Here is a 20,289-nt window from a genome sequence, read left to right on the forward strand (position 1 = left end):
AATTTTTTATACATTTAATCCATAAAATCGTAAGGAGACAGTTCTTCCTCCGGGATATCCTCTATCGTTTCATATTCCTTCTTCTCTGCTTTTTGATTCGCTAATTGAATGTGCAGCATTTCCTGCAGTGAAGTATATCTGCGATTCGTATCTTCCGTTTGCACACCTTTGATAAAAGCCTCTTTTTCACCGCAAATAATCAATGACTCTTTTCCTCTTGTAATTGCTGTATATAAGAGATTTTTTCGCAGCATGCGATGATGTGAGTAGACAACAGGAAGAATCACAATCGGGAATTCACTCCCCTGTGATTTATGAATGGAAATACAGAATGCATGAGTAAAGTTATTATAATCTTTTCGAATGAAAACAACTTCTTTATCTTCAAATGCAATTACAATCTGTTCTTCATTCTCTGCATTTTCTTCCGGTTTAAACATGGCGACAATCTCTCCAATGTCCCCATTGTATATACCATCCTCAGGCTGATTGATTAACTGTATTACACGGTCGCCGACACGATAAACTACATCCTGAAATGCAATCTCCCGTTTTTTCTCGCCGGGAGGATTAATCAATTGCTGCAATGCTTCATTGATTGCATGAATGCCAGCTTGCGAACGATACATGGGAGACAGCACCTGAATAGAAGAAGAATCAATTCCTTTTTTTTGTGCTTTATCAATAATAGATGTCAACACATCGGTCATCTGATAATCATGGCAGGAAATAAAACTGAAATCACGCGCATTCTCCAACGAACTTTTATCACAATTGGTGTTTTTAATTTGATGAGCCAGCTGAATAATTTTAGAGCCCTCTTTTTGACGATATACATCCGTTAATGAAATAACTGGCAATACCTCACTTTTCATCAAATCGGTTAAAACCTGGCCCGGCCCCACCGACGGAAGCTGGTCTTCATCACCAACCAGAATAATCTGCATTGTATCGGGAATAGCTTTAAATAAATGATTGGCTAACCAGGTATCAACCATAGAAAATTCATCAACAATCAGCAGCTTTCCGGATAATGGTTCATGCTCATCTTTTTCAAAGCTGCCCATTCCGTTCCAGCCAAGTAATCGATGGATGGTCACAGCCGGCAAACCAGTTGATTCAGACATTCGTTTGGCTGCCCGGCCGGTAGGAGCTGTTAATATAAACGGGAAATTATCCTTCTTCTGATAATCCGATAGATTTAAAGAAAGCTCATGGATTTGGGCAAAGGCTTGAATAATTCCGGTGATTACGGTTGTTTTTCCCGTTCCCGGTCCGCCAGTTAAAATCATAATTTTTGAGTGGATTGCCTGGACAATCGCATCAAATTGTTCTTTTCCATAGCTTAATGACTCTTCTTCCTCAATCTCACCCGTAATCTTCAAAAGCTCCGCTAAAGGCACTTCATCCTCTATCGGTTTGGTAAGAATTTTTTTCAGACTGGCAGTAAAGTTATCCTCTGCATAATATAACGAAGGCAGATAAACACGTTCATCAATGACAATAATCTTTTTCTCTGTATTTAACTGCATGATAACATCAGAAACAGAGCCTTGGTCTGGATTAGGCAGATGAAGTAAATAAATAACCTCCTGCATACATTTTTCAAACGGAAGGTATACATGACCTGCCTGCATGCTTTGCTGCAGAATATAAATGACACCTGCACCAATACGGCTTTCATGTGTATGTGAAATCCCTTGTCCGGAAGCTATTTGATCTGCCATTTTGAACCCAAATCCTTCAATATCAAAAACATATTGATACGGATCTTTTTTCAGAACCTCTAATGCTTCATCTCGATAAGTCTGATAAATGACCTGAGCCATTTTCAGACCAATTCCGTACTCTGATAATTTAACAGCAACCCGTTCAAATCCTTGATTTTCCCGGAGACGCTCAGCCAGCTTTTTTCCTGTTTCCTTGGATACGCCGGAAACGCCGTCTAAAACAGAGGGATCATCCATAATTTTAGACACAGCATTCTCTCCAAGCTTTTCTACAATTTTTAAGGCACTCTTTTTTCCGACGCCGTAAAATAAATCACTGGATAAATATTGGACAAGCCCATCCTTTGTGGTCGGCAGAATGGTCTCATAGGATTGTACTTTTAATTGTGAACCATAGCGGGGATGCTTCTCCATCACTCCATAAAAACAATAGGCAGTCTGATCCTGGAGCTGATCAAAATACCCCTTCACAATGATTTCTTTATCTTGATAATCAAGGTTTGTTTTTGTTATTTTAATTCGGACGATAGAGAAATGTTCTGCCTCATTGCGAAAAATTGTATTGATGACGCTCCCTGTTACAAAAGGCAGTGCTTCCTTTGTTTCTATCTGGTTTCCCATGATGATTACCCCTTATTTATCCTCAAATTGCTCCATATACTGTAATGCAATTTTCTTTCCATTTGCAGCTAAGACATGATCTGACTGCAATTCCAGTGCTTTTTCAAAGTGATGCAAAGCTTCCTTTGTCTTCTCATGGAATAAGGCAATCACGCCCAGATTATAATAAGCATCGCTATGTTCTTTATTTAATTCAAGCACTTTTTCAAATGTCTTTTGCGCTTCCTCCAGCAGTTCGCCCTGCGCCAGAGACAGACCATATTGGAACAGAAAGCTTTCATCCTGAGAATCTAGTTCTGTTGCCCGCAGTAAATATGGTAAAGATAACTTCCACTGTTCCTGATTCCGAAAGCACATCCCGAGCATAAAGTAAGCATCCGCTTCCTCCAGCCCCTGCTCAATTGCCTTTAGAAAGTTTTGCGAAGCTTTCTGGTAATCTTCCTGGTCAAAATAAAGGTTACCCAAACCATAATATGCGGTTGCGGCCTTTTCATCCAGCTCAACAGCCCGCTTAAAAAAGCGTTCTGCCCTTTCTGACTCATTCAGCTGCATTAAAAGATTGCCAAAATTAATATAACCCAATGGATCGTTGGGAGATTCTTCAATGATTTCGTTAAACAGCTGTGCTGCTTCTTCATATTTTTTTTCATTTAATAGTGTAATTGCCTGCTGATTTTTATCCATCTATTAACCATCCTACTAACCAACATATTGTAATGCTTTATTATCTTTAATAATTTCATCGATTGTTCCGCCGCCAAGACAAACATCACCTTGATAAAATACCACAGCTTGTCCTGGTGTAATTGCCCGCTGGCTCTCTTTAAATGCGACATACGCTTTATCATCTTTCACTGTCACAGTTACTTCTGAATCTTTTTGACGATACCGGAATTTCGCTGTGCAAGTAAATGTTTCTTCTATTTGATCCGGCTGTATCCAGTTAATATCCGTTGCTACGAGTGAATCCGAATATAGATAGTCATTATGATAGCCTTGTGCAACATATAAATAATTATCTTTTAAATTTTTCCCCACAACAAACCAAGGGTCTCCAGAGCCGCCGATGCCAAGCCCTTGACGCTGACCGATTGTATAGTACATTAATCCGTCATGCGTACCTTTTTCGACTCCATCCAGTGTCACCATTTTCCCTGGCTGTGCCGGTAAATATTCACTTAAAAAGCTTTTAAAATTCCGCTCTCCAATAAAGCAGATGCCGGTAGAGTCTTTCTTGGCTGCCGTTACCAGACCATAATCCGCTGCAATTTTGCGGACCTCCGGTTTTGGCAGGTAGCCTAACGGAAACATGACTTTTTCTAATACATCTGAGCTGAGTTGATTTAAGAAATAAGTCTGATCCTTATTGTCATCTGCCCCGCGCAGCATTTGAATTTCTCCGTCTTCGTCTTTCGCTACTTGAGCGTAATGGCCAGTTGCCAGATAATCTGCTCCTAAAGAAAGCGCATGGTCAAGAAATGCTTTAAACTTGATTTCTTTATTGCACATCACATCCGGATTTGGCGTTCTTCCCGCTTTATATTCATCCAGGAAATAGGTAAATACCTTGTCCCAGTACTGTTTTTCAAAATTAACTGAGTAATAGGGAATATCTAATTGGTTACAGACCCGGACAACATCATCAAAGTCTTCTGTCGCCGTACAGACTCCAAATTCATCCGTATCATCCCAGTTTTTCATAAAGATTCCTACAACATCATATCCTTGTTCTTTTAATAGTAGTGCTGCAACGGAAGAGTCAACACCTCCGCTCATTCCAACAACAACACGTGTATTTTTATTCTCTTTCATTTCCGCCCCTCCTTTAGCTTGTTAATCGTTTTACGATCCCTGCGATTCTTTCTGCCGCTTCCTTTACATTTTCTTCTGTATTTGCCAGCCCAAAACTGAATCGAATTGAATTTGTCGTAACCGGACTTTCTGAACCAAACATGGCAGACAATACATGAGAAGGCTCAACGCTTCCGGCTGTACACGCACTTCCACTTGAAGCAGCAACACCGCTTAAATCAAAATTGGCAAGCAGCGATTCTACATTCGCCCCTGGAAAACGGATATTGATTATCGTTGAGACAGTCTTCTCCGGATCTCCGTTGATACCAAAATCAATGCCGGATTCTGTAAAGGTATCTATTAAAATTTGTTTATATTTCTCATATTGTTGATTTCTTGCTGCTTTCGTTTCCATTACGATATTTGATGCCAGTTCAAAACCGACTGCCGCCGGAATGTTTTCTGTACCGGGGCGGCGTTTCCGCTCCTGTTCCCCGCCAAATTGAATCGGACTCATCGCTACTTTTTCATTTGCATATAAAAAGCCAATCCCTTTAGGTCCGCCGATTTTATGTGCAGTAGCTGTCAGTAAATCAATATTTTGCGCATGTACATCAATATCCAGCAAACCGTAAGCCTGCACAGCATCCGTATGAAAATAAGCATGATGTTCCTTTAGCAATTCTCCAATCTCACTGATAGGCTGAATAACACCTGTCTCATTGTTTACATACATAATAGAAACTAAAATCGTATCGTCCGTTAAAGCCGCTTCAACATCTTGCGTCGAAACCAGCCCTTTTTCATCGACAGGTAAATAAGTTACACGGAAGCCTTGTTTCTCTAACTTTTCAGCTGTATGCAGAGCAGCATGATGTTCCTGAATGGATGTGATAATATGATTCCCTTTATCCCGGTTTGCTTCTGCAACGCCTGTGAGTGCCATATTATCCGCCTCTGTTCCGCCGCTTGTGAAGATAAGTTCTTTTTCATTTGCACCAATAGATGCAGCCAGAACCTGCCTTGAAGCATCCAGCTGCTGTCTTGCTTTCCGCCCAAAAGAATGGACGCTTGATGCATTGCCAATGATTTCTTCATATACAGAAATCATTGCCTCCGCAACTCCTCTTGCCATAGGAGAAGTAGCGGCGTGGTCTAAATATATTGCTTCCATGAGTCAAAATCCTTTCCAGCCCTTAAATATAAAACATATATGCCTCTGCAGGTCCTTCATCACTCTCATCATAATTTGCCAAATCTTCCAGAGTCGTTTTTTCTAATACATCTTTTACCGCATCTCTGATTTGCAGCCATAAGGATGCCTGTGCCGGCTTCTCATTTTCCATGCCTTCCACAATGGTTAAAGGACCTTCCAATACACGAATCACATCACCGGCTTTAATTTCCTCCGGTTTTTTAGCAAGCTGGTATCCTCCATATGCACCGCGTATACTTTTAATTAATCCGGCATTTCTTAACGGAGAAGCTAGCTGCTCTAAATAATGTTCTGACAGATCATTATCCTTTGCAATAACCTTTAGAGAAATCGGCCCGTTCCCCTCGTTTTTTGCCAAATCTATCATTATTGTCAGTCCGTATCTTCCTTTAGTTGAAATTTTCATCATTTACACCTCAATTTTTTTAACTATCTTCTGTCATTTATATAATGTACTATAATAAGCTGTTACAAAGGGAAGCCTCATACAGTCCGGTTCACTTTACCTTTTCTAATAAACGGGATTGCAGCTGCCCGCCCCACTGAAAAACTTTAGCAAGTACAGCTCCATCACGTTATGAAACGTACTCAAACTTCCTTTTTAATCCCTGAAGTATAAAAATCTTCAAGCGGACGAATAATAGCTGAAAGATTCTATTCAAACCTATTCTTTCATTATACCAACTTTTAATTCCACCTATACAAATTTGATTATTTATATTATCAATACCTATTATAGCATGACTGCTAACCTCTTGCATTTCTTCTATATTCGCTTTAAGCTAATAGAATACGATACCTAAACAGATGAAGGAAGTTATGTCATGTATAAACAGCCACTCGCATTTCGAATGCGACCAAAAAACATAGATGATATTATAGGACAAGAACACCTGGTAGGTCAAGGGAAAATAATTGATCGGATGGTAAAAGCTAACCAGCTTTCTTCCATGATTTTATTCGGCCCTCCCGGAACAGGAAAAACATCCATGGCATTTGCCCTTGCAGAAACAATCGGACTCCCCTCCAAAACCTTAAATGCCGTTACAGACAAAAAGAAGGATATGGAAATTGTTGTCGAGCAGGCTAAAATGCAAGGTCAAACAGTTCTTATCTTAGACGAAGTACATCGTCTGGATAAAGCAAAACAGGATTTTTTACTGCCGCATTTAGAGAATAATTTACTGACCTTGATAGGCTGTACAACCAGCAATCCGTATCATTCCATCAACCCGGCAATCCGGAGCCGGTGTCATTTATTTGAATTACGCGGGTTAACGCTGGACAATGTTAAAACGGCACTGCAGCGCGCTGTCCGTGATACATCGAACGGATACGGAGATAAAGCGATTCATATCTATGAAGATGCTATAGAACATTTTGCCATCTCAGCAAATGGGGACTTGAGATCAGCTTTAAATGGCCTGGAGCTGGCGGTCAGCTCTACCCCGCCGGACGCAGAGGGGCAAATCGAGATAACACTGGAAATTGCGGAAGAATGTATGCAGAAAAAAAGCTTTTCTCACGATAAAGACGGAGATGCTCATTACGATGTTTTAAGTGCTTTTCAAAAATCAATCCGCGGAAGCGACGTGGATGCAGCGCTTCATTATTTAGGACGTCTGATTGAAGCTGGCGACTTAGACAGTATTGCCAGAAGGCTGATTGTCATTGCATATGAAGATGTAGGCCTGGCAAGTCCGCAGGCTGGCCCGCGTGCCATTGCTGCTGTTCAAGCAGCTGAACGGATCGGCTTTCCGGAAGCACGGATTCCTTTAGCTAATATTATTGTGGAATTAGCCCTTTCTCCCAAATCAAACACAGCCTATAAAGCTTTGGACGCAGCCTTGGAGGATATTCGCAAAGGCAACAGCGGTGATATTCCAGCACATTTAAAGGATGCACATTATTCAGGGGCAACTAAGCTTGGCAGAGGTGTAGATTATAAATACCCGCATAATTATCCAGGGGCATGGATCAAACAGCAATATTTACCTGAGACCATTAAAAATCGAAACTACTATACACCCAAAGACACAGGAAAATTTGAGACTGCATTAAAACAAGTATATGAACGAATTAACAAAGATTAGATAAAGTGACCTTTTTCCGCCCATACACATCCATTCTAGACCTGATGTGTATGGGCTTTTTTGCACTCTCCACTCTCTTTAAAGAACAAGAGGCTTCATTTTATCAAACTTTTGAACTCACATTATAATTTTAAAGCAATGTATAATTTTAAACTCCTCTGGAAAGAATAGAGATTACTATAATCTTTCTAGTACGTTAGAAAATCTCACTTTTTAACGTGCAGGTATAAGAAAAACTGTATATTCATTAAACGATAAAGGATGACAGATTTTCTACGTATTTTCATAATTATGAGGAGTGAATAACATGGTAAAAGTAAGACAAGACGCTTGGTCTCATGAAGATGATTTGCTGTTGGCAGAAACTGTCTTGCGGCATATTCGTGAGGGTAGCACCCAATTGAACGCTTTTGAAGAAGTGGGAGATCATTTAAACCGTACTTCAGCAGCTTGTGGATTCAGATGGAATGCAGAAGTGCGTAATAAATACGAAAATGCAATTGATTTAGCAAAAAGACAAAGAAAAGAAAGAAAAAGAGCTTTAAACAAAACCATTCAGGCTGTTCCCAAAGCAGAGCCTGTTGAAAGCGCAGAAAATATCCCGCCACTGGAGACTTCCGTGGAGGTGCCGGCCGTACAAACAAGTGCTGAACCGGTTGCAGCATTTAATTTAGATACTGTTATTAAGTATTTAAAATCACTAAAAAAAGAATTATATACTTCCAATCAATCGAGATCGTCGATGCAATCGTTAGAGAGTGAGAATCAATCCTTGCAGACAAAAGTCGAAGAATTAAAAAAGAAATTAGCAGATACGGAACAACAGCTGCAAGCGATGAAAGAAGATTATCAGACATTTATCCAGATTATGGATCGTGCCCGCAAGATGACAGTTTTTGAGGATACCAATCTTGTGAATTCTCCTTCCTTCCGTATGGATAAAAACGGAAATCTTGAACAGATTGCACAAGGCTCTAACTAGTTTGAACCAGACATATATATTGGAATGATGGAGGGAGTCGGAATTCCTTTTTTCAATATACAAAAATACTGCACAAAAAATGTGCAGTATTTTTGCGTAATCCCGATAGTGCCGTCAAACAATAAAGTTTTGATCCCGCTTTTGGCAGGTGGGTGTCCTGCTTTAAAGGTTTTATGCTTCCTGCTTGAGGCATGCATGCACTTTAAAGACCAATCGGACTCCCTAACTTATAGGTGTTCGGTCAAAATACCAATTGTTAACGAACACATCAGGATGATTAACGTTTTATTTGAATTAATCTTAGCATACATTGATTCAAAGTTCAAATATATGAAAGCCTATTTTTTATTTAAATAATTCCTTGTTCTGCCATAGCATCTGCTACTTTCAAGAAGCCTGCAATATTAGCCCCTGCAACAAGATTTCCTGATTTACCATATTCATTTGCGGCTTGGATGCTATTATGATAAATATCATGCATAATGCCTTGCAGCTTTTCATCGACTTTTTCAAAGCTCCAGGCAACGCGGCTGCTATTTTGCGCCATTTCCAGAGCTGATACTGCTACACCGCCTGCGTTTGCAGCTTTCGCTGGGGCGAATAAAACATTATTTCCCTGGAATTGGTTAATTGCATCTAAGGATGATGGCATGTTAGCACCTTCACCTACTGCAATAACACCATTTTTGATTAATGTTTTTGCTGCAGTTTCGTCGATTTCATTTTGTGTCGCACAAGGTAAAGCAATCTCACATGGAATCTCCCAAACGGATCCGCCGGCAACGTATTCTGCATTTGGATAAGTTTCTAAGTATACATTAATACGCTCTCTGTCTACCTCTTTGATTTTCTTTACAAGTTCCACATCGATGCCGTTCTTATCATAGACATATCCATTAGAGTCACTGCAGGCAACAACTTTTGCCCCAAATTCAGCTGCCTTCTCCATGGCATAAATCGATACATTTCCTGACCCGGATACAATAACTGTTTTGCCAGAAAAGTCCTGCCCATTATCTTTAAGCATTTCCTGTACAAAGTAAACTGTACCGTAACCAGTTGCTTCCTTACGTGCCAAGCTGCCTCCAAAACCTAAGCTTTTTCCTGTTAGAACGCCTGGTTCTACAGCGCCTTTGATTTTCTTATATTGCCCGTAAAGGTAGCCGATTTCTCGCGCGCCCACACCAATATCTCCTGCAGGCACGTCTGTATCCTGTCCGATATGTCTAGCTAATTCTGACATAAAACTCTGACAAAATCGCATAATTTCTAAGTCTGATTTTCCTTTTGGATCAAAATCTGATCCACCTTTTCCTCCGCCGATAGGCTGCCCTGTCAAAGAATTTTTAAAGATTTGTTCAAAGCCTAAAAATTTAATAATACTTGTGTTTACTGTTGGATGAAAACGAAGCCCGCCTTTATAAGGTCCGATTGCACTGCTGAATTGAACACGATATCCACGGTTTACCTGAACCCGGCCTTCATCATCCACCCAGGGTACACGGAAGGCAATCAAGCGCTCTGGTTCTACAATTCTCTCTAAAATGCCTAATTCCATATATTTAGGATGCTTCTCAAAAACGCCTTCTAAAGATTCGACAATTTCTTCTACTGCTTGCAAAAATTCTGTCTCGTGGCTGTTTCTATTCTTTAGTTCCTCATAGACTCCCTGCACGTACTCTTTTGCTGTTCTGTTTTGATATTGTAATTTATTTTCCATGGCTTCTATCATTCATCTCCTTTATTTATTTCAACCGATTCCTCAACTAGAAGGTTTTTATATTTTATATGAAAAACCAAATAAACACAAGATTCTTGAGGATTTGTTGCTTTTAATTCACATTTTTCAGCAAATATTCCTGAAATGATATGCACGATATTTTAAATACCGTGCATATTCTACTATTTCTATTCTTTCATTTCATGATTTGACAATGCAATTGACAATTCCTGCAATTGATCTCCGCTCACTTTACTCGGAGCTTCTGTCATCAAGTCAGATGCAGACGCTGTTTTAGGGAATAGAATCGTATCACGCAGATTCGAGCGTCCTGCCAGAAGCATAATGATACGGTCCAGACCAAGCGCAACTCCTCCATGAGGAGGCGCACCATATTCTAGTGCATCCAGCAAGAAACCAAACTGTTCTCTTGCTTCTTCTTCTGTGAATCCCAGCGCTTTAAACATCTGGTTTTGAAGTTCCGTTTGGTGAATACGAATGGACCCGCCGCCAAGCTCATATCCATTTAATACCAAGTCATATGCATTTGCCCGAACATTGATTGGATCAGTCAATAATTTTTCCTTATCCGCTTCAATTGGCGATGTAAATGGATGGTGTGCTGCAAAATAACGGCCCAGTTCCTCATCATATTCAAATAATGGCCAATCTGTTACCCATAAGAAATGAAACGCTTCTTCATCAATTAACCCTAAGTCTTTTCCAAGCTTTAAGCGTAAAGCGCCTAAACTATCATAGACAACAGCTGATTTATCAGCTACAAATAACAGCAAATCTCCACTGCTTGCATTGGCTTTATCTACAATCGCTGCTTTTTCATCATCTGACAAGAATTTGCTGATTGGGCCTTTCACTTCTTCTTCCTCTACTTTCAGCCAAGCTAAGCCTTTTGCACCATAAATATTGACAAACTCTGTTAATTTATCAATATCCTTTCTAGAGTAGCCGGCAGCAGCACCTTCCACATTTAATAAGGCTACTTTACCGCCATTCTCTACCGCCTGTTTAAATACTTTAAACCCAGAATCAGCTACGATATCAGATACATGGATTAACTCTAACCCAAAGCGGGTATCCGGCTTATCCGATCCATAACGGTCCATTGCTTCATCATAAGGCATCCGCTGTAAAGGTAATTGAATATCGACGCCCTTTACTTCTTTAACAACCTCTTTCATCATTTCTTCCGTCATTGTCATAATTTCATCACTTGTTAAAAAGGAAGTTTCAATATCAACCTGTGTAAATTCCGGCTGACGGTCCGCCCTCAAATCTTCATCCCGAAAGCAGCGTGCGATTTGGTAATAACGTTCAAAACCGCTCATCATAATCAATTGTTTAAATAACTGTGGAGATTGCGGCAGCGCATAGAATTCACCAGGATGTACACGGCTTGGCACCAGGTAATCACGGGCTCCTTCCGGCGTGCTTTTCGTTAAAATCGGAGTTTCCATTTCTAAGAATTCATTTTTATTTAAATAGTTGCGGATGCTTTGCGTTGTTTGATGCCGTAATTTAAACGTTTCTTGCAAGCCTGGACGGCGCAGATCTAAGTAACGGTATTTCAAACGGATATCTTCTGCAATATTTACATCATCGTGAATCATAAACGGCGGATTTTTTGCCTTATTCAATACGGTGATTGAACTGGCCAGCACTTCCAATTTACCAGTTGCAATAGCGGGATTTATGGTTGCCTCGTCACGTAAAACCAGTTTTCCGACCACATCGATTACATATTCCGAACGGATGCTTTCAGCTATTTCTAATGCTTCCCCGGAATAATCTGGGTTAAAAACGATTTGGATGATTCCGGATTTATCGCGTAAATCAATGAATATTAGTCCGCCAAGATCACGGCGTTTTTGGACCCAGCCTTTCAGCCTGACCTCCTTTTCAATTTCTTTTTCAGTTAAGTGTCCAGATAAAACACGTTCTGTCATTTTTTAGCTCTCCTCCAATAACACTTTAAATTCGTTAACAATATCCTTCATCGGAACTTCCTTTTGGTCCCCGGTTTCCATATTTTTAATGGTTACGATTTGTTTTTCAAGTTCATCATCGCCTAAGAAAATCACAAATCTGGCTTTTAACCGGTCTGCTGCTTTAAGCTGGCCTTTCATTTTGCGGTGCTGGTAATCTGTATCTGCCTGAATACCGGCCATACGTAGCTGATGAACAGCTTTCACAGCTTCCGTACGCACCTTTTCAGAGCCAAAACCTGCTACAAAACAGTCTAACTTTGTATCTACGGGGATTTCTACATTTTCTACCTGAAGAGCCATTAACAAGCGCTCTAATCCCATCCCAAAACCGATACCTGGAGTGTTAGGTCCGCCAAATTCATTGATTAATCCATCATATCTGCCGCCGCCGGCCAGTGTTGTGATTGCCCCAAAGCCATCTGCTTCACTCATGATTTCAAATGCAGTGTGATTGTAGTAATCCAGACCGCGAACCAAATTAGGGTCTACGGTATAAGAAATATCCATTGCGTCCAAATAAGCTTTCACTTGTTCAAAATAAGCCTGTGATTTTTCATTTAAATAGGTCAAGATGGATGGCGCAGTTTTCATCGCTGGATGATCACGATCCTTCTTGCAATCCAATACGCGTAATGGATTGTTATCTAATCGTGATTGACAATCGGAGCAAAGTTCCTCACGATATGGATCAAAATGAGCCACCAGTGCGTCACGATGGGCTTGACGGCTTTCTTTATCGCCTAATGAGTTAATCACCAGCTTCAGAGATTTCAAGCCTAAGCTGCGATAAATATGCATTGCCAGGTCAATTACTTCTGCGTCAATTGCAGGATCTTCACTTCCCATTGCTTCGACGCCAAATTGATTTAGTTGACGCATTCTTCCTTTTTGCGGCCGTTCATAACGGAACATCGAGCCGAAATAATAAAGCTTCTCCGGTAAATTGGGACTGCCAAATAACTTATTTTCTACAAAAGCACGGGCTACAGCAGCTGTGCCTTCTGGACGGAGGGTCAGACTTCTTCCTCCGCGATCTTCAAAAGTATACATTTCCTTTTGTACAATATCCGTAGAATCTCCCACACCACGCTGAAATACTTCTGTGTGCTCGAAAATCGGCGTGCGTATTTCGTGATAGTAATAGGCTTCACAAATTTCTTTAATTTTGTTTTCAACATACTGCCATTTCGCCGTATCTTCCGGCAAAATATCCACTGTTCCTCTTGGAGCCTTCATAGCCATTTTATTTCCTCCTTTGCGAATATACAGAACACGGATGAAAGTAATTTTCTGGTTAGCGAAAATGATAACAGGCAATGTTTGACGGCTGCCCCTTATTTTTATTGGACAATACAAAAAACCCGTCCCTTATAAAAAATAAGGGACGGGTTTTTACCCGCGTTGCCACCCTAGTTGATATCTGAATGATATCCACCTTTATCAGTTAACGCCTGCAACACGTTTATATCTACTCATCTAATTCGATATAACTCCTCCAGAATGTCTTTCATATAAGTCGTATAGATAGTTGCTTCCAGCCGTTGACAACTACTCTCTTGCTATCTGTACTTACATTACTTTTTCCTTCAATGGTTTTTATCATTTAATTTTGGAATGATTATAATAATAAGGTTAGTTGCTCACAATGTCAAGAACGACCTAAGCTTTTTTTCAATTGCTTTACTTCCTGAATGGAAATTCCAAGCTCCGTTGCTATTTCTAAATAGGTTGATGACTTTTCCATTTTCATAAAATGATGGAAATCTGTCATCATCAATTCGGAATAATTATTGGCATTGCGTTGTTTTGTGTGTCGATGCATAACTTCATTTCTCCTTTTGATTCGGCCTCTTTAAGTTTTTATAGCATCTCCACAAAACAAGAAACTTATTCTATAATCGTTTTTATCTGTCTTTGCTGTCTAAAATCAATGTAACAGGCCCGTCATTTACCAGCTGGACATCCATCATTGCGCCAAATTCTCCTGTTTCTGTTATGACGCCTTCTGTACGTAATGCTTGATTAAATGTATTATACAATGCTTCTGCTTCGGCCGGCTTCGCTGCTTTGATAAAGCTTGGCCGTCTGCCTTTTTTAGTATCTCCGTACAATGTAAATTGCGATACAGATAATATGCTTCCGTCTGCGTCTTTAATCGAATGATTCATTTTTTCATTCTCATCTTCAAAGACACGCAGGTGAACAATCTTATTTACGAGATATTTTACATCTTCTTCTGTGTCTTCATGAGTAACACCGACAAGCAGCAAAAATCCTTTTTGTATTTCGCTTATTTTTTCTCCCCGGACGGTGACAGAAGCTTCTTTCACCCGTTGTAATACTACCTTCATAAAAAACAAACGCTCCTTATTGAACTGTTCTTGTTACGGTATATACTTCCTGAATTTGCTTTATTCGATCGACTACTTTTTTCAAGTGATTCGTATTGTGGATTAAAATAGTTAATTGGATTACTGCCATTTTATTACGATCGGATCTGCCATTCACATGCGTGATATTTGTTTTTGTTTCGTTGACCGCCTGCAATACTTCATTAAGCAGACCGCGGCGATCATATCCTGTAATTTCCAGGTCTACATGATATTGTTTTCGTTCCGCGTATTGGGTTTTCCATTTTACATCGATATAGCGCTGCCTCGCTTCTTCGGTTTGTACATTCGGACAATCCGAACGGTGAACAGACACTCCTCTGCCTTTTGTAATATACCCTAAGATGTCGTCACCAGGAACTGGATTACAGCATTTTGCAATCCGGACAAGTAAATTATTTACTCCTGCCACTTCAATACCCGAATCCTTCTTAGAGGATGGTTTTGCTTTATTGGTTTTTACTTCTTCTATTTTTGTCTCTAAATCTTGATCTGCTTCTCTCAAATGACGTATTCGTTCTGTTAAACGGGTTGCTATCAGCGCTGCGGTAATTCCTTGATAGCCAACAGCAGCATACATATCGTCTTCGTTTGTAAAATTAAACTTATCGAATACACGCTGCAGGTTATCTGGAGTCAATACTTCTTTGGGCTCGATATCAAAGGCGCGAATTTCTCTTTCCACAGCTTCTTTTCCTTTGACAATATTCTCATCACGCTGCTGCTTTTTGAAAAACTGTTTTATTTTACTTTTAGCCTGTGAGGTTTGAACCATTTTCAGCCAATCCTGCGATGGGCCATAGGAATGCTTCGACGTCATCACATCCACGATGTCTCCATTTTGCAACTCGTAATCCAAAGGTTCCATTTTTCCATTGATTTTCGCTCCAATGGTTTTATTGCCAATTTCAGTATGAATCTTGTATGCAAAATCAATGGGAATGGATCCAGACGGCAGCTCAATTACCTCGCCTTTTGGCGTGAAAACATAAACCATATCTGAAAACAAATCAATCTTCAGCGATTCCATAAATTCTTCTGCATCATGTGTTTCACTTTGCCACTCCAGAATTTCCCGGAACCAAGACAATTTTTCCTCAAAAGAGCTTTTGCCTTTTGCCTGCTTTCCTTCCTTATAGGCCCAGTGCGCAGCAATTCCGTACTCGGCAATATCATGCATTTCCTTAGTACGAATCTGCACCTCCAGCGGGTCGCCCTTTGGTCCAATAACCGTCGTGTGCAGGGATTGATACAGATTTTGCTTCGGCATCGCGATATAATCCTTAAATCTGCCAGGCATTGGCTTCCAATTTGTATGGATAATACCTAAAACAGCATAACAATCTTTAATATTATCAACTAAAATACGGACAGCAAGAAGATCATATATTTCGTTAAATTGCTTTTTCTGATTGACCATCTTTTGATAAATGCTGTATAGATGCTTTGGACGTCCTGACATTTCTGCTTTAATATTTACAGCTTCAAATTCCTGGGAGAGATCAGCAATAACCTCCTGGATATACGTTTCTCTTTCCTCCCTTTTTTGCTTCATTAACTGAACAATACGATAATATTGCTGCGGATTAAGATAACGTAATGCCGTATCCTCCAGCTCCCACTTTATTGTTGATATCCCCAGGCGGTGGGCAAGCGGAGCAAAAATTTCCAGCGTTTCATTGGAAATACGCCTTTGCTTTTCTGGCGGCAGGTGCTTTAGCGTTCTCATATTATGCAACCTGTCGGCAAGCTTAATCATGATAACTCGAATATCTCTCGCCATCGCCACGAACATTTTCCGGTGGTTTTCTGCTTGCTGGGCCTCTTTTGTTTCATAGCGGATTTTCCCAAGCTTCGTTACCCCATCTACAAGCGCAGCTATCTCATGATTGAATTCTTCTTCCATCTGTTCAAATGTGACATCGGTATCCTCGATAACGTCATGAAGAAAGCCTGCTGAAATTGTCTCTGCATCCATTAATAATTCAGCCAGTATCCCTGCGACCTGTACCGGATGAATGATATACGGCTCACCAGATTTGCGAAATTGATCTTTATGAGCCTCTTTTGCAAATTCATATGCATGTTCAATTAAAGCAACATCGTCATCAGATAAATACTCTTTTACTTTTTCTACAATATCTGTAATGTTGACATTTTCATCTTTTGCCATGTAATCACCTTTATTTACCTTCAGTATTCAATAAATTGTATAAAAATAAAAATAAAAATAGCAACAAGTATTTTAAAGCTTGAAGCCATCCTTTGAATTAAAATCTCTTACATTTCTTCGATTTAAATACATTATTCGATAATAATTACTATTATAAGACTTTTTTTATATGTCTGTCCAACTAAAACCTAATATATACGGATAAATTAATCTATACAAAAAGAGCCAACACAGTATCAAGATCTGTTTTGACTCTTTTTCCATAGCTTTTAATAGGTCATGATGGTAAGTACATCGTAGCCTTCCAGCTTATCCTTGCCGTCCAGATAACTTAACTCCACCAGGAAAGCGCATCCCGCAACAATTCCGCCAAGCTGTTCAACTAAATTAATCGTTGCTTCGATGGTGCCCCCTGTAGCTAAAAGGTCATCTGTAATTAATACACGCTGTCCAGGCTTAATCGCATCCTTATGAATAGTTAATACATTCTCCCCGTACTCCAGACCGTAATCAACTTTAATTACTTCCCGCGGCAGCTTGCCTTCTTTGCGAACAGGTGCAAACCCAATTTCTAAGGCATAGGAAACCGGACAGCCTACGATAAACCCTCTTGCCTCCGGACCTACAACCACATCAATTTCTTTTTCTTTTGCATATTCTACAATTTCATCGACAGACGATTTATAAGCTGGTCCATTAGCCATCAAAGGCGTAATATCTTTAAACCGGACCCCTTCTTTCGGCCAGTTCTCCACGATCTCAATATATTCTTTATAATCCATTTACTGCTTCCTCCTTCAGGTTGTTGGGCGTGTCCATACAAGCTTCAAACCATTTTTTTAAATCTTGATAATTCGAATAGATAAGTATATTTTCTGCTTCTTTTTGATTCATACAGGACTGATAAATTACGGATTCGGATAAATCTTTTTTATTCCCTGATTCCGCGTAATGGAGCCATCCATCCTTTTTCTCTGCAAAACCTAGATCTGCAAAAACATCCGACATAAACATTACTTTTGCTTCATTCCAGCCCCGGTGCTGTTCAATTGCTTTCTGCATCTCTTTAATATGAAACTTCTTATGCTGTTTAATCAAGCTATAATAGTCTACAAATTCTTTCCGGGAAGGGAATTGAAACGGATATTGGTTTGGCACCTGACGTATTGCGATGACAATATTTTCAGGTTTCATCTGCTGGATAATCTTTTTCATATCATCTAATGAAGCCGGCAACGCTGTAAAACCAATAGTCTGATAAGCGTCAAGTTCCATAGAAAGCGCCTCTTTATAGGTGAATGTCTCCTGATGCTCTCTCAGCTGAAGAGGTTCTCCGCAAACAAAAACTTCTTTTACTGTTTCAGAAAGCAATTGCTCTGCTTTTTTTCCGCGAAAGTCAAAGAGCTGCCGTTCCGTAATTTTTAAATCTTCCATCATTATTTGCGCATTCCTTCTCCCATTCCACTCATTAACAGAAAGCTCACCGGCAACGGATACTTTAGTGTATGGCGAAATAGCTTCTTTCAGCTCTCCAAATCCAAAACCTACTGTATCTATTTGGGCATTGGAAGAAGCAAATTGCATTTTCAAATGATTCTTTCTGCTTCCGATTTGACGGACTTCCTTTGGTATCTCATTTATCTCAAATAACGGCTTTGAGTTGCCCATGCCAAACGGAGAAAGCTTCCCTATCTCCTCGATAAGAGAAACATTGATATCTTCCATATCTAATATAGCATTAATATATAATTCCTGCTTAAAATCTTCTTCTGATAAATTTTCAAAAAGCAGCTTATTTAAAGCAGTTTCTAACGGCTCTAAATTTTCAGCAGGCAATGTCATCCCCGCTGCTTGGGCATGTCCGCCAAAGTGTGTGAACAAATCTCTGACTGTCATACAGCCCTCGAATAAATCAAATGCAGGGATACTTCTGGCTGAACCTTTTACAATTCCCTGTTCCGGCTTTACCGCAAGCACAATCGCGGGCCGATCATATTTTTGAACTAATTTTGAAGCAACTATCCCTAATACGCCCTCATTCCAGCCTTCTTTAGCTACAATAATAATCCGCTTATCTGTTTGAACCATGTCCATTGCTTCATCTACAATATCCTGAACAATTTTCTTACGCTGTTCATTTATGTGATTTAGTTCATTCGCCATTTCCAAAGCGATTTCCGCATCCTCTTCCAGCAGGAGATCAACAGCCAGATCAGCATCACCCAGTCTTCCTACAGCATTTATACGCGGTCCGATGCGAAAGCCAATATCTTCTTCGGTAAGCCCTTCTTCCAGCTGACATACTTGTTTTAGTGCTTTCAAACCAACATAATTTGTGCGTTGCAATTCTTTTAGACCAAATGCAGCTAAAATTCGATTTTCAGACACCAGCGGGACCAGGTCAGCTATCGTGCCTATCGCTGCATAAGGAAGCACCTCTACAGGCAGTTCTCCGAGAAGAGCATGTGCTAATTTTAATGAAACACCAACACCTGCCAATTCTTTAAACGGGTACGCTTCAGACAGCTTCGGATGAATAATGGTATAACAATCCGGTATCTCCGCTTGGGGCTCATGGTGGTCCGTAATGATTAAATCCAACCCGAGCTCCTTTGCTACTTCAGCTTCATGAATCGAAGCAATCCCGGTATCGACCGTTATAATTAATCCGAATCCAGCTTGATGAAGCTGCCTGAAGGCAGCTTCATTGGGGCCATATCCTTCTGTAAACCGATTCGGGATATAATATTCATAAACTGCACCAATTTTATTCAATGCATGCAGCAAAACAACTGTAGAACTTACTCCATCTGCATCATAATCTCCGTATACAACTATTTTTTCGTTATTATCTGCTGCTTCTTTGATCCGTTTTACGGCTTTATCCATACCGTTTAAACAAAATGGATCAATCAAATGATTGAGATCGGGCTGCATAAATTGTTTTGCTTCTTCTGTTGTCGTAATTCCTCTTTGTAAAAATAAATCTTTTACAATAGGTGACATTGCAATGTCGAGCGACTCTCTCTCCTCTGCAGGAGGATTATCTATATATTTCCAATTTGCTTTACTTGATAGCATAAATTCACCCCTGACCTAGTTATTATACTAAAGTAAGCCAGGGGCATCAAATAGATTTCTCTTATTATGAATTAAATTGATTAAACAGATTATTCTTTATCTGTTCTTTTCGCATTTCTTCTTTCCACACGCATTTCTTTTCGGGATTCTTGGTAATCTTTTTTATCGCTTCTGCCATTTTCATTATCCAGCTCATCCGTCATTCCATGTGCTGCCATGCGCTTTTTAAGACGCTCATTTTCTGTGCGCAGTTTTTTGACCTCGTGATGTGCTCTGTATAGTCTGATAGCTCCTACTGCTGCAGTAATCAATCCTCCCATTAATACAGAAAAAAGAATAACCAGGATTAAAGGAGACTCCTGTGTCCAAAATAAATAGTTCACTGCAACAGGGTCCACATTGATTACAGCAAAAACGGCAATAATAATTACAAATATAATTGCGAGTATGACATAAACTTGTGCATTCATAAAACTTCCTCCA

The 20,289-nt window shown here is 39.9% G+C and carries 16 protein-coding genes, 1 other RNA gene and 1 other annotated feature; of the genes, 2 read left to right on the forward strand and 15 right to left on the reverse strand.

Annotated features, from left to right (window positions below; genetic code table 11):
* Window positions 1-14: 14 nt before the first annotated feature.
* Genes MKY65_RS12920 through MKY65_RS12940 form a run of 5 tightly spaced genes read right to left on the reverse strand, consistent with a single transcriptional unit; the run spans window position 15 to window position 5,767 of the window.
* The gene (locus tag MKY65_RS12920; protein ID WP_339177420.1) at window positions 15-2,351 is read right to left on the reverse strand and encodes an ATP-dependent RecD-like DNA helicase; all 2,337 of its coding nucleotides are present in this window, start codon (window positions 2,349-2,351) and stop codon (window positions 15-17) included.
* 12 nt (window positions 2,352-2,363) lie between these two features.
* A complete protein-coding gene (locus MKY65_RS12925; RefSeq protein ID WP_339177421.1) occupies window positions 2,364-3,035 on the reverse strand; it encodes a tetratricopeptide repeat protein in 672 nt (223 codons plus the stop codon).
* A gap of 15 nt (window positions 3,036-3,050) precedes the next feature.
* The gene (gene mnmA / locus MKY65_RS12930) at window positions 3,051-4,163 is read right to left on the reverse strand and encodes a tRNA 2-thiouridine(34) synthase MnmA (RefSeq protein WP_339177423.1); all 1,113 of its coding nucleotides are present in this window, start codon (window positions 4,161-4,163) and stop codon (window positions 3,051-3,053) included.
* A 13-nt stretch (window positions 4,164-4,176) separates the two neighbouring features.
* Complete coding sequence (locus MKY65_RS12935; RefSeq protein WP_339177425.1) at window positions 4,177-5,319, reverse strand: cysteine desulfurase family protein; 1,143 nt, start codon at window positions 5,317-5,319, stop codon at window positions 4,177-4,179.
* A 22-nt stretch (window positions 5,320-5,341) separates the two neighbouring features.
* Window positions 5,342-5,767, reverse strand: coding sequence for an Rrf2 family transcriptional regulator (locus MKY65_RS12940; protein WP_042534331.1), 426 nt, complete (start codon window positions 5,765-5,767; stop codon window positions 5,342-5,344).
* Between the two features lie 418 nt (window positions 5,768-6,185).
* On the opposite strand from MKY65_RS12940, the gene MKY65_RS12945 reads away from it, so the two are divergent.
* Entirely contained in the window at window positions 6,186-7,454 is a 1,269-nt protein-coding gene (locus MKY65_RS12945; RefSeq protein ID WP_339177427.1) for a replication-associated recombination protein A, read from the forward strand.
* A gap of 307 nt (window positions 7,455-7,761) precedes the next feature.
* Window positions 7,762-8,436 (forward strand): RsfA family transcriptional regulator, encoded by a 675-nt coding sequence (locus MKY65_RS12950; RefSeq protein ID WP_339177428.1) that lies wholly within the window; start codon window positions 7,762-7,764, stop codon window positions 8,434-8,436.
* Window positions 8,437-8,531: 95 nt separating this feature from the next.
* On the opposite strand, the gene ssrS is transcribed toward MKY65_RS12950, so the two are convergent.
* The 10 genes from ssrS to MKY65_RS13000 all read right to left on the reverse strand — a co-directional run bounded on the left by ssrS (window position 8,532) and on the right by MKY65_RS13000 (window position 20,276).
* Window positions 8,532-8,714: non-coding RNA, 6S RNA (gene ssrS / locus MKY65_RS12955), on the reverse strand.
* Between the two features lie 71 nt (window positions 8,715-8,785).
* Window positions 8,786-10,168, reverse strand: a complete 1,383-nt coding sequence (gdhA, locus tag MKY65_RS12960; protein WP_339177430.1) for an NADP-specific glutamate dehydrogenase — start codon at window positions 10,166-10,168, stop codon at window positions 8,786-8,788.
* A gap of 176 nt (window positions 10,169-10,344) precedes the next feature.
* Window positions 10,345-12,120: an aspartate--tRNA ligase gene (gene aspS / locus MKY65_RS12965; protein ID WP_339177433.1), complete on the reverse strand. Its 1,776-nt coding sequence runs from the start codon at window positions 12,118-12,120 to the stop codon at window positions 10,345-10,347.
* A 3-nt stretch (window positions 12,121-12,123) separates the two neighbouring features.
* A complete protein-coding gene (gene hisS / locus MKY65_RS12970; protein WP_339177436.1) occupies window positions 12,124-13,404 on the reverse strand; it encodes a histidine--tRNA ligase in 1,281 nt (426 codons plus the stop codon).
* Between the two features lie 135 nt (window positions 13,405-13,539).
* Window positions 13,540-13,761, reverse strand: a binding site (T-box leader).
* Between the two features lie 49 nt (window positions 13,762-13,810).
* Window positions 13,811-13,984: a hypothetical protein gene (locus tag MKY65_RS12975; RefSeq protein WP_256704747.1), complete on the reverse strand. Its 174-nt coding sequence runs from the start codon at window positions 13,982-13,984 to the stop codon at window positions 13,811-13,813.
* Between the two features lie 82 nt (window positions 13,985-14,066).
* The gene (dtd, locus tag MKY65_RS12980) at window positions 14,067-14,513 is read right to left on the reverse strand and encodes a D-aminoacyl-tRNA deacylase (protein WP_339177440.1); all 447 of its coding nucleotides are present in this window, start codon (window positions 14,511-14,513) and stop codon (window positions 14,067-14,069) included.
* A 16-nt stretch (window positions 14,514-14,529) separates the two neighbouring features.
* The gene (locus tag MKY65_RS12985; protein ID WP_339177441.1) at window positions 14,530-16,725 is read right to left on the reverse strand and encodes a bifunctional (p)ppGpp synthetase/guanosine-3',5'-bis(diphosphate) 3'-pyrophosphohydrolase; all 2,196 of its coding nucleotides are present in this window, start codon (window positions 16,723-16,725) and stop codon (window positions 14,530-14,532) included.
* A 269-nt stretch (window positions 16,726-16,994) separates the two neighbouring features.
* The gene (locus MKY65_RS12990; protein WP_042534345.1) at window positions 16,995-17,507 is read right to left on the reverse strand and encodes an adenine phosphoribosyltransferase; all 513 of its coding nucleotides are present in this window, start codon (window positions 17,505-17,507) and stop codon (window positions 16,995-16,997) included.
* The gene (gene recJ / locus MKY65_RS12995) at window positions 17,497-19,806 is read right to left on the reverse strand and encodes a single-stranded-DNA-specific exonuclease RecJ (protein WP_339177445.1); all 2,310 of its coding nucleotides are present in this window, start codon (window positions 19,804-19,806) and stop codon (window positions 17,497-17,499) included. Before recJ ends, MKY65_RS12990 begins: the two co-directional genes overlap by 11 nt.
* Window positions 19,807-19,895: 89 nt before the next feature.
* The gene (locus MKY65_RS13000; protein ID WP_339177447.1) at window positions 19,896-20,276 is read right to left on the reverse strand and encodes a lipopolysaccharide assembly protein LapA domain-containing protein; all 381 of its coding nucleotides are present in this window, start codon (window positions 20,274-20,276) and stop codon (window positions 19,896-19,898) included.
* Window positions 20,277-20,289 lie beyond the last annotated feature (13 nt).

Source organism: Oceanobacillus sp. FSL W7-1293 (genome assembly GCF_037969815.1).
Classification (GTDB): Bacteria; Bacillota; Bacilli; order Bacillales; family Amphibacillaceae; genus Oceanobacillus; species Oceanobacillus oncorhynchi.

Bases quoted from the DNA above. Each gene is read 5' to 3' on its own strand.
- mnmA (WP_339177423.1), bottom strand. From the start codon at position 4,163: ATGAAAGAGAATAAAAATACACGTGTTGTTGTTGGAATGAGCGGAGGT.
- MKY65_RS12935 (WP_339177425.1), bottom strand. From the start codon at position 5,319: ATGGAAGCAATATATTTAGACCACGCCGCTACTTCTCCTATGGCAAGA.
- hisS (WP_339177436.1), bottom strand. From the start codon at position 13,404: ATGGCTATGAAGGCTCCAAGAGGAACAGTGGATATTTTGCCGGAAGAT.
- MKY65_RS12925 (WP_339177421.1), bottom strand. From the start codon at position 3,035: ATGGATAAAAATCAGCAGGCAATTACACTATTAAATGAAAAAAAATAT.
- MKY65_RS12950 (WP_339177428.1), top strand. From the start codon at position 7,762: ATGGTAAAAGTAAGACAAGACGCTTGGTCTCATGAAGATGATTTGCTG.
- recJ (WP_339177445.1), bottom strand. From the start codon at position 19,806: ATGCTATCAAGTAAAGCAAATTGGAAATATATAGATAATCCTCCTGCA.
- aspS (WP_339177433.1), bottom strand. From the start codon at position 12,120: ATGACAGAACGTGTTTTATCTGGACACTTAACTGAAAAAGAAATTGAA.
- MKY65_RS12975 (WP_256704747.1), bottom strand. From the start codon at position 13,984: ATGCATCGACACACAAAACAACGCAATGCCAATAATTATTCCGAATTG.
- gdhA (WP_339177430.1), bottom strand. From the start codon at position 10,168: ATGATAGAAGCCATGGAAAATAAATTACAATATCAAAACAGAACAGCA.
- MKY65_RS13000 (WP_339177447.1), bottom strand. From the start codon at position 20,276: ATGAATGCACAAGTTTATGTCATACTCGCAATTATATTTGTAATTATT.
- MKY65_RS12940 (WP_042534331.1), bottom strand. From the start codon at position 5,767: ATGAAAATTTCAACTAAAGGAAGATACGGACTGACAATAATGATAGAT.
- dtd (WP_339177440.1), bottom strand. From the start codon at position 14,513: ATGAAGGTAGTATTACAACGGGTGAAAGAAGCTTCTGTCACCGTCCGG.
- MKY65_RS12945 (WP_339177427.1), top strand. From the start codon at position 6,186: ATGTATAAACAGCCACTCGCATTTCGAATGCGACCAAAAAACATAGAT.
- MKY65_RS12920 (WP_339177420.1), bottom strand. From the start codon at position 2,351: ATGGGAAACCAGATAGAAACAAAGGAAGCACTGCCTTTTGTAACAGGG.
- MKY65_RS12985 (WP_339177441.1), bottom strand. From the start codon at position 16,725: ATGGCAAAAGATGAAAATGTCAACATTACAGATATTGTAGAAAAAGTA.
- MKY65_RS12990 (WP_042534345.1), bottom strand. From the start codon at position 17,507: ATGGATTATAAAGAATATATTGAGATCGTGGAGAACTGGCCGAAAGAA.